This window comes from Prevotella sp. khp7 (genome assembly GCF_900109055.1).
In the GTDB taxonomy this organism is placed as follows: domain Bacteria; phylum Bacteroidota; class Bacteroidia; order Bacteroidales; family Bacteroidaceae; genus Prevotella.
In genome coordinates this window covers 617,485-629,713 of sequence record NZ_FOIV01000003.1, presented here as the reverse complement: position 1 = coordinate 629,713, position 12,229 = coordinate 617,485, and the positions used below count along the sequence as shown (strand labels likewise).

Below are 12,229 nucleotides of genomic sequence, written 5' to 3'. Positions count from 1 at the left end.
CTTACACATTAATTTCAAGCATCATATCGTCGATATTCATACCTGGAGGAGTCATTGGCAATACATCGTCGTCCTCAAGGATAGCACACTCCAGAAGGTATGGTCCTTCAGTCTTGAGCATTCTCTCAATAGCAGCTGAAAGATCTTTACGATCGACGACAGCCTCATAAGGAATGCCATAGCCACGAGCGATTAGTTCGTAGTTAGGGTTAAGCATTTTGGTAAACGACTTACGGCGCTTCCAAAACATATCCTGCCACTGGCGCACATTGCCCAGATAATGGTTGTTCATCATCACCATCTTGACAGGACACTGCTGCTCCATAATGGTACCTAACTCCTCAATACACATTTGGAAGCCTCCGTCACCCGAGAAACTGACCACCGTACGACCAGGTGCGCCAAAGGTAGCGCCGATGGCTGCCGGCATACCATAGCCCATCGTTCCCAGACCACCGCTGGTACAGATGCTACGTTTCTTGGGATATTTAAAATATCGGGTAGCAAACAGCTGGTTCTGACCAACATCAGTTACCAATACAGCATCGCCCTGAGTTGCCTCAGCTACAGCGTTGACAACCTCACCCATCAGCAGAGGTCCTTCTTTTGGATGGATGGCTGGCTCAATAACCTTTTCGTATTCTTTCTTCTGAAGGGGAATGAATGACTCACGCCAACCTGTATGATCGTTCCGGTCTATAAGTTCCGTAAGTGCAGGAAGTGATTCCTTACAATCTGCGATTATAGCCACATCAGTCTTCACACACTTATCAATCTCGCTATGGTCAATATCGAGGTGAATAATCTTTGCCTGCTTAGCATAGGTCTTGAGATTGCCAGTTACACGATCGCTGAAACGCATACCAATGGCGATAAGCACATCACACTCCTGTTCTTTTAAGTTTGGCGCATAGTTACCATGCATACCCAGCATACCGACATTCAGCGGATGAGTACTTGGCAGAGCCGACAAACCCAACATGGTACGACCTGCAGGGATATCAGCTTTTTCCAGGAAATGAATCAATTCATTCTGAGCATTTCCAAGCTCAACCCCCTGACCAACAAGTGCCAATGGCTTCTTGGCTTTATTGATAAGATCGGCAGCCTCACGCACAGCCTTCATATCAAGCTTAGGATAAGCCACGTATGAACGGATGAAATTCACGTGTTCAGGTTCAAACTCCACCATCTCTGTCTGTGCATTCTTTGGGAAGTCGAGCACTACAGGTCCAGGACGTCCACTGCGTGCAATATAGAAAGCACGGCTTACAGCCCACGCGATATCCTCGGCATGACGAATCTGATAACTCCACTTCGAAATAGGCTGGGCCACACCTACGAGGTCGACCTCCTGAAAAGCATCTGTTCCAAGAGCGCCAATGGGCACCTGACCTGCGATGACGACGATAGGTGTAGAGTCAAGCATAGCATCAGCCACACCCGTCAAAGTGTTAGTTGCACCCGGACCACTTGTCACCAAGGCCACACCCACCTCGCCAGAAACACGGGCAAAGCCCTCTGCTGCATGAGTAGCAGCCTGTTCATGACGTACGAGGATATGGTCAAAAGCCTTTTTATTGCCTCGCGTGTAGTCGTAGAGGGCATCGTAGACCGGCATGATAGAGCCTCCGGGATAACCGAAGATGGTCTTCACCCCTTCAGCCTTGAGTGCCAGCATGAGTGCCTCTGAGCCTGTTATCTTTTGTTTATCCATATTCTTTAATCTATTATTCTAACACCGCCCTTATCTGCGCTGCTAACACTTTGAGCATAAGCACGAAGTGCCTTCGAAACGATGCGATTGCGTTTCAGCGGCTGCTGTGGACGAGCTGAAAGTTCTTCATCTGACAGTTTCACACTAATAGAGCGCGAAGGGATATCAATCACAATGATGTCGCCATCCTTTACCTTGCCGATATTACCGCCATTGGCAGCCTCGGGCGAGATATGACCGATACTCAAACCTGAGGTACCACCCGAAAAACGTCCGTCGGTAATCAGCGCACATTCCTTACCCAGGTGCATACTCTTGATATAGCTGGTAGGATAGAGCATCTCCTGCATACCAGGACCGCCCTTAGGACCTTCGTGGGTAATCACCACGCAGTCGCCACTTTTTACCTTACCACCCAGAATGCCCTCGCATGCATCTTCCTGTGAATCGAATACAACAGCAGGCCCCTCAAAATGCCATAAAGCCTCATCGACACCTGCCGTCTTAACCACACAACCGTCCTGCGCAATGTTACCAAACAGCACAGCCAATCCGCCATCCTTGGTGTACGCATGTTCAAGGTCGCGAATACAACCATTTTCACGATTGGTATCAAGTGTTCCCCACTCCTCGCTCTGCGATCCCATTTTGGTTGAGAAGCGGTTACCTGGTGCCGTTTGATAGATGCGATTAGCTTCGGCATCTACAGCACCATCTACTATACTATATTTCTGCATGGCCTCGTTGAGTGTCAGTCCGTCAACACGAGGAGCACTGCCATCAATCAAGCCACCCTTATTCAGTTCGTTCAGAATACCAAGAATGCCACCAGCGCGGCCACACTCCTGAACACTGTATTTCTGAGTGTTAGGAGCCAGTTTACACAGACAGGGCACCTTACGACTCAAGGCATCAATATCCTTCATGGTAAAGTCTGCACCTGCCTCTTGAGCTACAGCCAGCAAGTGCAGTACTGTGTTGGTACTTCCACCCATAGCAATATCCAGTGCCATCGCATTCATAAAGGCCTTGCGGGTAGCAATGTTTCGCGGCAATACGCTTTCGTCGCCATCCTCGTAGTAAGCAAAGGCGTTTTTCACCACTTGACGGGCAGCAGCCTTAAACAGTTCGATACGGTTAGTATGGGTAGCTAAGATGGTACCATTACCAGGCAGCGACAAACCTATAGCCTCAGTAAGCGAGTTCATCGAGTTGGCTGTAAACATACCCGAGCAACTACCACAGCCAGGACATGCACACTGTTCAATCTCTTTAATCTCCTCGTCGGTCACACTAGGATCGGCACCTTTAACCATGGCCGTAATCAGGTCGGCATTCTCGCCGCGCCACTTACCTGCCTCCATGGGGCCGCCACTACAGAAGACTGTAGGGATGTTCAAACGCATAGAAGCCATCAGCATACCAGGTGTCACTTTGTCGCAGTTAGAAATGCAGATCATGGCGTCGGCCTTGTGAGCATTGACCATATATTCGACAGAGTCGGCTATAATATCACGGCTGGGTAACGAGTATAACATACCATCATGCCCCATAGCAATACCATCGTCGATAGCAATCGTATTGAATTCGGCAGCATAGCAGCCCATCTTTTCGATTTCCTCGCGTACAATCTGACCGATCTCGTGAAGATGTGTATGACCGGGCACGAACTGGGTAAACGAGTTCACGATGGCAATGATAGGTTTGCCAAACTGCTCATGCTTCATGCCCGTAGCCACCCAGAGAGCGCGGGCTCCTGCCATTCTTCTGCCTTCTGTGCATACCGCACTTCTTAACTGATGCTTCATATATAAAATAAGTATTTGTTTCCGAAAATTTAGGTGCAAAAATACATTAAATATGTCAAACAGCCAACTATTTCACTATTTTTTCGTAAATTTGCAGCAAAATATTAAAAACTAATTACAATTTGTTATGAAAGAATTACTACTGGCGTTGCTTATGACGACTGCTGCAACTACAGCTTCCGCCCAGCAGCGATATGAGACGACATTAAGCAACGGATGGCGTTTTTCACACGATAAACAGACATGGCAAACCATTAGCATACCGCACGATTGGGCCATTGCAGGACCTTTCGACAAGAAGTGGGACCTGCAAGTAGTTGCTATCGAGCAGAATGGCGAAACTGAAGCTACTGAAAAAAGTGGCAGATCGGGTGCCCTGCCTTGGATTGGGAAAGGCTACTATCAGCGCACCATCACTATTCCAGAGAACTGCAAGCATGCAGAACTGGTGTTCGACGGTGCAATGTCTGAGCCAACAGTATGGTTTAACGGCATTCTGGCTGGCCATTGGGCATACGGCTATAATACTTTCCGCGTTGATATAACACCATTTATGCAAGCAGGCGACAACCAACTTGAGGTAGATTTACAGAACGTCGAAGAAAGCAGTCGCTGGTATCCCGGCGCAGGCATCTACCGTCCTGTAAAACTGATACTGACAGGGAGCAGTTGGATTGACCCCTGGAAAACCTTTATCCGCACCACAAAGTTGGCAGCAAATGAGGCAGAGCTGGCAGTAACCGTAGGCACAGGCAATGCGCTAGACGGCGGACTGAGTTTTGTAGTAGAGATATTGGATGCTGAGGGACAGCTAGTAGCACTTGAGAGTAACGACAACGTGAACTGCGAGGGTACGGCAGATATGACCTTCAGCATTAAGAGCCCTCAATTATGGACGCCAGAGACACCTTACCTATATACCGCCCGCATCAACTACATGCAGTGCGGACAGCTACTGGACACCACCACACAGAAGTTCGGCATCCGCACCATTCAGGTATCGAAGGAAGGCGGTTTCCAGCTGAACGGCGTGACCAGAAAAATCAAGGGTGTTTGTCTGCATCACGACCTCGGTCCTTTAGGCGCTGCGGTTAATAAAGCAGCCCTCATTCGCCAGATCAAGACGATGAAGGCGATGGGATGCGACGCCATCCGCACATCGCACAACATGCCCTCACAGATGCAGATGGACGTCTGCGACTCGCTAGGCATGATGGTAATGGCCGAGAGTTTCGACATGTGGGTCTATCCTAAGTGCAAGAACGGCTATGCCCGTTTCTTCAAGGAGTGGAGCAACAAGGACATCGAGAACCTGATTCTTGCCAACCGCAACCACCCCAGCATCGTAATGTGGTCGATAGGCAACGAGATTCCTGAACAGGGCAGCAAAGCGGGTAAGGAGATTGCAGAAAGCCTGCAGAAACTCTGTCATGAACTCGACCCCACCCGACCTGTGACGCAAGGTCTTGACCACGCCGAAGCATCTATTGAAAGTGGTGTTGCCAAGGTGATGGATGTGCCGGGATTCAACTATCGCGTGCACAAATATCAGAAAAGCATCGGACAGCTGCCTCAGGGATTCCTGCTTGGTTCTGAGACAGCCTCAACGGTGTCATCGCGCGGCGTATATAAGTTCCCCGTGGTGCCCGACGACAATTCGCGCTATGCCTCTTGGGCGCCAGGATACGATCCCAAGGCCATTGAGAATGCCGACGGCCAGTGTTCAAGCTACGATGTGGAGTACTGCTCATGGAGCAATCTGCCCGACGACGACTGGGTGTGGCAGGACGAGAAACCATGGGTGATCGGTGAGTTCGTATGGACAGGCTACGACTATCTTGGCGAACCATCGCCCTACGATGAGTATTGGCCGGCGCGCTCCAGTTATTTCGGCATCTGCGACCTCGCAGGACTACCTAAAGACCGTTACTGGCTCTACCGTTCGCATTGGAATAACAACAAGCACACAATCCATCTGCTGCCTCACTGGACATGGGGCAAGGAGCGCCGAGGTAAGGTGACACCTGTGTATTGCTACACCGACTATCCCACGGCAGAACTCTTCATTAACGGCAAAAGTCAGGGCAAGATATCTAAGAACCCTAAAGAGCGTCTTGACCGATATCGCCTGCGCTGGAACGACGTAAAATACGAGCCTGGCGAAGTAAAGGTCGTGGTCTATGATGCAGAAGGAAGAGCGGCTGGCGAGAAGAGTATGAAGACCGCTGGTAAGCCTGCTGATTTACGGCTTGACACCTGGACGCAGAACGGGCAAACGCTGAATGCCGATGGCGACGACCTCGCTTTCATCACCGTGTCGCTGACCGATGCAAAAGGTACACTCATCCCCGATGCTTCCAATCAGCTCATGTTCGAAGTAACGGGTGCAGGCACTTTCGAAGCCGTCTGCAATGGTGACGCCACAAGCCTCGAATCTTTCAAACAGCCCACCATGAAACTCTTCAACGGCCAGTTGGTGATCATTGTGCGCAGTGCCAGGGAAGCGGGCGTGCTCACCCTGAAAGTATCAGACAAAAAATCAAAACTTAATAAAACTATCAACATCAACGTTCTATGAAAAGAAGCTTCTTAGCTATAGCCGCATGTCTGACTGCGCTGGTCGGATTTGCACAAGACGACGTCAAGATAGAATTCTTCACGCCGAGTATCGTCCACATCGTTAAAGGCCAGCCAACGAAAACGCTGGTCATCACCGCCAAGCCACAGGAGGTGGCTGTGACACGTAAGGACAACACCATATCAAGTAGCGAGCTCAGTGTAAGACTCGACCCTACCACAAAATGTATTACATTCTCAACCGCCAAAGGCAAGGTGCTGTTACGCGAGAAACGTTGCGACGTCTCAAAGGTGAGCCAGACCTTTACGCTCGAAAAAGATGAAGCCATCTACGGTCTCGGCACCATCCAGAACGGCAAGATGAACCGCCGTGGCGAGACGAAACGCATGGAGCAGTCGAACCTTGAAGACTTTCAGAGCGTACTTCAGAGCATCAAGGGCTGGGGACTTTATTGGGAGAACTACTCGCCTACCCTGTTCGAGGATAACGCCAGCGGCATGACCTTCACCTCCGAGGCCGGCGAGGGCATCGACTACTATTTCATGTATGGCGGTTCGGCCGATGGCGTAATTGCACAGATGCGCCACCTCTCGGGCGACGTTCCCATGTTCCCGTTGTGGACCTACGGTTTCTGGCAGTCCAAGGAGCGCTATAAGACAGCTGCTGAGACTGAGGGCATCGTGGATAAGTACCGTGAGCTCCAAGTGCCTCTCGACGGCATCATTCAGGACTGGCAGTATTGGGGTTCAAACTATCTGTGGAACGCCATGGACTTTCTTTCCGAGGACTTCCAGAACGGCAGACAGCTGATTCAAAACGTACACCAGAAGCACGCCCACTTCATGATATCCATCTGGGCCAGTTTCGGTCCTCAGACACAGCAGTTCCGTGAGCTCAACGAGAAGGGCCTGCTGCTGCCCATCGAGACGTGGCCTCAAAGCGGCATCTCCCACATCTGGCCCCCAGTGATGGAGTATCCCTCGGGCGTCAAGGTCTACGACGCTTTCAGCCCCGAAGCCCGCGCCATCTACTGGAAACATCTGAAACGCCTCTACGACTACGGCACCGATGCCTGGTGGATGGACTCTACCGACCCAGATTTCTTCAACCCGCGTGAGAGCGACTACCAACACAAGGTGTATGGCGGCACATGGCGCTCTCAGCGCAACGCCTTCCCATTGGAGACCGTACGCGGCATCTATCAGGCTCAGCGCAAGGACGACCGGGGCAAGCGTGTGTTCATCATGACGCGCTCGTCGTTTGCCGGTCAGCAACATTACGGCTCCAACATGTGGAGCGGCGACGTAGCCTCTTCGTGGGACATGCTTCGCAAGCAGGTGCCCGCAGGCCTCAGTTTCTCACTCACGGGCAACCCTAACTTCAACACCGATATCGGTGGCTTCTTCTGCGGCTCCTACAACACCAGGGGGGCCGGTTCTGCTCCCATGAATCCCCAGTTCCAGGAGCTCTACGTACGCTGGATGCAGTACGGGCTGTTCTGTCCCGTGTTCCGCAGCCACGGCGCCGATGCGCCCCGTGAGATATGGCAGTTTGGCGAGAAAGGCTCGCCCGTCTACGACGCTATCGAAGAGATGATACGCCTGCGCTATCGCCTCTTACCTTATTTATATAGCACCGCCTGGCAGGTCACTTCGAATAACGGCAGCTATCTGCGCCCCCTGTTCAGCGACTTTGCAGCCGACAAGAAAGTATGGGACATGACCGACGAGTTCATGTTCGGTCGCAGCATTCTCGCTGCCCCCATCCTCGACCCTCAGTACACAGCCGAGAAGATTATCCGCGAGGACGCCATGACCGGCTGGGATCGCAAGGAGGTTGCGGGTGAGTTGACCACTCAGGCAGACTTCACCGCCACCAAGACCGCTACGAAATATCTGCCCAAAGGCGCCACATGGTACGATTTCTGGACGGGCCAGAGCTATCGGGGCGGACAAAGCGTCACTCTCGAGACCACATTCAACCGCGTGCCCATGTTCGTGCGTGCCGGCAGCATCCTGCCGTTGGGTCCAGAGATGCAGTATGTGGGCGAAAAGCCATGGGACAACCTAGAGCTCAGAATCTATCCCGGTGCCGACGGCGACTTCCTGCTCTATGAAGACGAAGGCGACGGCTATAACTATGAGAAAGGTGTATACACCACCATCGCCCTCCACTGGGACAACCGTCAGCGCACCCTTACCATCGGTGCCCGCCAAGGCTCCTATCCGGGCATGCTGACGTCGCGCACGTTCACCATCGTTCTCCCCGACGGCACAAAAGCCACCGTAAGCTACGACGGCACAGCCAAGCAGGTAACTCTCTAAATGAGAGTATTGTAAACGGCCACGATAATCACCATCAATACCTCAGCCGTTCGGTTTACCCGGACGGCTGTTTTCACGTCGGCAGTAGTGAGCGTACGGTCATGATCACCGATGTAAGGCTTATCGAACATTTCGCCAAAATAGTAATGCGGACCTCCGAAACGACAATTCAGTATGCCAGCAAGGGCTGCTTCGGGATAACCACTATTGGGCGAGGCGTGGTTTCGTCCGTATTTCATTACGAATCGCCAGTTGGCAATCCGTAATGAACCAATAATCATCAGCAGTGCCGTGAGACGGGCGGGGATATAGTTGGCCACATCGTCGATATGAGCCGCCCAACAGCCGAAGTCCTTGTAACGCTCCGTGTGATAGCCAATCATCGAGTCGAGCGTGTTCACCATCTTATAAGTCAGCATGCCAGGTGTGCCCAGCAGGGCCAACCAGAACAAAGGAGCTATCACACCGTCGCTCAGGTTCTCGGCCAATGTCTCCAAGGCGGCGGTACGCACCTCCTGAGCTGTGAGCTGCGACGTGTCGCGCCCTACGATGCGGGCCACCTGCGCCCTACCCTCTTCTAACGAGCGGTCTAAGGCTCGGAACACCTCGCGCACCTCGCGAATCAGCGTTGTGCCCGCCAGACAATAGAAGATGACAACGGTATCGAAGAAAAGGTGAAAGGGTAAGAAAGTAAAAAGGCTGAAGGATAAAAGTCGGCGGAGAAGCCATGTAAGGAGAAAGACTCCAGCAATCAGGAATAGGGCCATAAGGGCGCCTTTAAACATGCGGCGGGAACCACGGTTCAGCCGACGCTCGCCGAAAGCGATGAGACGCCCAAACCATACGATGGGGTGTGGTAACCTTGCGGGGTCGCCTACCATAAGGTCGAGCACCCAGCCAACCAGCAATGCTATCACGCTATTCATCTCTCAATATGCTGTAAATACGCTCCATATCCACATGATAGCGCACATGGTCGGCGAGTTTGTTATACTGCTGTTCTTTAAACACCACATAATCGGAAGGACTGGCGCCCTGTTCTATTTTCTCTCCATAAGGGCGCAGAAGATAATCGACAAACAGGGCGTTATCGAGAATGCCATGCAGATAGGTCCCCATACACTTGTCGTCGGCCACATAACCATCGGCCGTACCATCGTCAAGATGTGTCAGCGGCCTTGGTTTGGCATCACCGAAGGGGCAGGTTTCGCCCATGTGTATCTCGTAGCCCACACCATATTCGCACTTCACCTGACGGGTGCGCTTCTCACCGCTCATGGTTGTCGAGACGGGGAGCAGACCCAGTCCCGGCAGTCGCTCGATGTCGCCCTCCACATGGTCGGGGTCGCACACCTCTACACCCATCATCTGATAGCCCCCACAGATGCCTAATACCGTTGCCCCATCGCGGCGAGCCTTTACAATAGCCTGAGCACACCCGTTACGACGCAGTTCATAGAGGTCGTCAAGGGTTGATTTAGATCCGGGGATGATAATAATATCGGCTTTGCTGATGTCGTCGGTATTATTGGTATAGAAGAGGTGAAGTCTTGAATCACGCTCCAGCGCATCGAAATCGGTATAGTTCGACAGGTGTTTCAGCATCACAACGGCCACATTCACCTTGCCCTGTTCCAGTTGCCATGACTTCTGAGCCAGCGCCACACTGTCTTCCTCCTCGATATGGATATCCTTGAAATATGGAATGATGCCTAACACGGGAATGCCACAGAGTTGTTCCAACATGCGTTTTCCTTCATCGAAGAGCCTCATATCACCGCGAAACTTATTAACGATAATACCCTTTATTCGCTTGCGGTCTTCTTCGCTCTGAAGGGCGATACTTCCATAGACGGAGGCAAAGACGCCACCCTTATCGATGTCGCCCACAAGAATCACATCAGCGTTGGCATGACGGGCCATTGGCATGTTTACCAAATCGGCATCCTTCAGGTTGAGCTCTGAAATGCTCCCCGCTCCCTCCATGACGATAGGGTTAAAGCGGGCATTTAATCTATCGAAAGCCTCACAGACCTCCCGACGGAAGTCGATACCGTCGCCACCACGACGCCAATAATCATAGGCGCTCTTATTGCCAAGAGGCTTACCATGAAGCACGACCTGTGAGGTATGGTCGCCCTGGGGTTTCAAAAGCAGGGGGTTCATATCCGTTTCTGGAGCGATACCCGCAGCCTCGGCCTGTACCGCCTGAGCACGACCAATCTCCAAACCGTCGGGCGTGGCAAACGAGTTAAGTGCCATGTTCTGTGCCTTAAACGGTGCAGGATAATAACCGTCCTGGCGGAATATCCTGCAGAAAGCAGCAGCCAGCACACTTTTGCCCACGTCGCTACCCGTTCCAACGAACATCAAAGCATGTAATGTCCTGTCTCCCTGATTCATAGATCTCTCCCTGGTTTAAGTTGTTCTGCGTCATCGAAGGTCATAACGGCATTGCAGAGCGTAGCAGCAAGATTGCTGCCCCCCTTACGCCCCTCGACTATGATTTTCGGAATAGACTTAAAGGGCTTCACCATGTGCTTCGATTCTCGTACATGTACAAATCCAACGGGAGCCGCGATAATGCCAGCAGGATGGGCCTTGCCTTTACGAATCAGCTCGCAGAGTTCCATCAGTGCCGTAGGTGCATTGCCAAAGGCAAAGAGCGCATTAGGATGCTCCTCGACAGCCAGACGGATACCTGCCTGCGTACGCGTGATGCCTTCTGATTCAGCCATCTCAGCCACACGAGGGTCAGACAGATAGCATTTTGCCTCGACACCAAGCCGCTGGAGAGCTCCCTTACGAATGCCGCTGGTCACCATCGTCACATCGCTCACAATGGTCTTTAATTCGCCCTTGCAGATCATATTATACAGCGTTTCCACAGCCCCTTCATCGGTATAGAGAATGTTTTCCATATCAAAGTCGGCTGTAGTGTGGATAGCATGCAGCAAAGCCCACTTGTGGCCGAGGGAATAATCCTGACTACGCAACTCCTTCGAAATGGTACGGAAGGATTCTATCATGATATTCTGCCCCACCTTTGTACCATCCGTCGTTTCTTCGCGATAGTAGCCACGTGGCGTAACCATCTTGCCGTCAAACACATACGACTGCGAATTTCCTATCAGAATCACCGTAAACATATCCACATCCTCAGGGTTGAAGAATGCGAGGGTGGTCATTTTCACCTCCTGTTCAGGCCTGCCCGCCTGACGCACATACCCCACAGGCGTATCTGCACTACGCATCTGAAGGAAAATCTCCTGTAACCGGTAAAGTTGCCAATAGCGGCCGTGACTCTTAGGATTATAGACCGCCGTCACAAAATCGCCCGCTGCAGCAGCCTTGATGCGGCGTTCTATCACCTCCCAAGGCGTCATCAAATCGGAGAGCGAGATGATACACATATCATGGCCTATGGGAGCGCCAAGCAAAGAGGCCGCTTTCTGGAAGGCAGAGATACCAGGAAGCGATTCGACAGCGATATCCACGCCCCGTTCCCTCCGCATCTCATAGATAAGCGGCGTCATGCCATAGATACCAGCATCACCCGAGGATATGACCACAACCGTCTTCCCTTGTTCGGCTAATTCAAAGGCCTGTAAGGCACGCTCGCGCTCTTTCTTCATACCCGTATCGATGCACTCACATCCTTCTTTCACATAAGACATGATAAACTGGAAGTAATACTTATAGCCCACGATGACATCTGCCTCGCCCACAGCTTTCAATACGGCGGGAGTGATGTCTTGAGAACTACCAGGACCAATACCTGCAACGATAATCTTACCCATAG

At 51.8% G+C, this 12,229-nt stretch carries 7 protein-coding genes; 2 read left to right on the top strand and 5 right to left on the bottom strand.

All coding sequences use genetic code 11. The features are described from left to right. Position 1 precedes the first annotated feature (1 nt). Positions 2-1,717 carry a biosynthetic-type acetolactate synthase large subunit gene (ilvB, locus tag BMX82_RS09635; protein WP_091768341.1) on the bottom strand — a complete coding sequence of 572 codons (1,716 nt, stop codon included), beginning with the start codon at positions 1,715-1,717 and terminating at the stop codon, positions 2-4. A 5-nt stretch (positions 1,718-1,722) separates the two neighbouring features. Further along, entirely contained in the window at positions 1,723-3,525 is a 1,803-nt protein-coding gene (gene ilvD, locus BMX82_RS09630) for a dihydroxy-acid dehydratase (protein WP_091768338.1), read from the bottom strand. A gap of 127 nt (positions 3,526-3,652) precedes the next feature. On the opposite strand from ilvD, the gene BMX82_RS09625 reads away from it, so the two are divergent. Together BMX82_RS09625 and BMX82_RS09620 are read left to right on the top strand one after the other, a co-directional pair. Beyond that, positions 3,653-6,103, top strand: a complete 2,451-nt coding sequence (locus BMX82_RS09625; RefSeq protein WP_091768336.1) for a glycoside hydrolase family 2 TIM barrel-domain containing protein — start codon at positions 3,653-3,655, stop codon at positions 6,101-6,103. Further along, positions 6,100-8,427 carry a glycoside hydrolase family 31 protein gene (locus BMX82_RS09620; RefSeq protein ID WP_091768333.1) on the top strand — a complete coding sequence of 776 codons (2,328 nt, stop codon included), beginning with the start codon at positions 6,100-6,102 and terminating at the stop codon, positions 8,425-8,427. Before BMX82_RS09625 ends, BMX82_RS09620 begins: the two co-directional genes overlap by 4 nt. Here BMX82_RS09620 and cbiB read toward each other — a convergent pair. The 3 genes from cbiB to cobJ are packed head-to-tail and all read right to left on the bottom strand — an operon-like array spanning position 8,424 to position 12,227. Continuing rightward, entirely contained in the window at positions 8,424-9,353 is a 930-nt protein-coding gene (gene cbiB / locus BMX82_RS09615) for an adenosylcobinamide-phosphate synthase CbiB (RefSeq protein ID WP_091768330.1), read from the bottom strand. The two genes, BMX82_RS09620 and cbiB, sit on opposite strands and share 4 nt — an antisense overlap. Next, positions 9,346-10,830: a cobyric acid synthase gene (locus tag BMX82_RS09610; protein ID WP_091768327.1), complete on the bottom strand. Its 1,485-nt coding sequence runs from the start codon at positions 10,828-10,830 to the stop codon at positions 9,346-9,348. Before BMX82_RS09610 ends, cbiB begins: the two co-directional genes overlap by 8 nt. Then, a complete protein-coding gene (gene cobJ / locus BMX82_RS09605; RefSeq protein WP_091768324.1) occupies positions 10,827-12,227 on the bottom strand; it encodes a precorrin-3B C(17)-methyltransferase in 1,401 nt (466 codons plus the stop codon). The genes BMX82_RS09610 and cobJ overlap by 4 nt, the downstream gene beginning before the upstream one ends. Between the last annotated feature and the right edge of the window lie 2 nt (positions 12,228-12,229).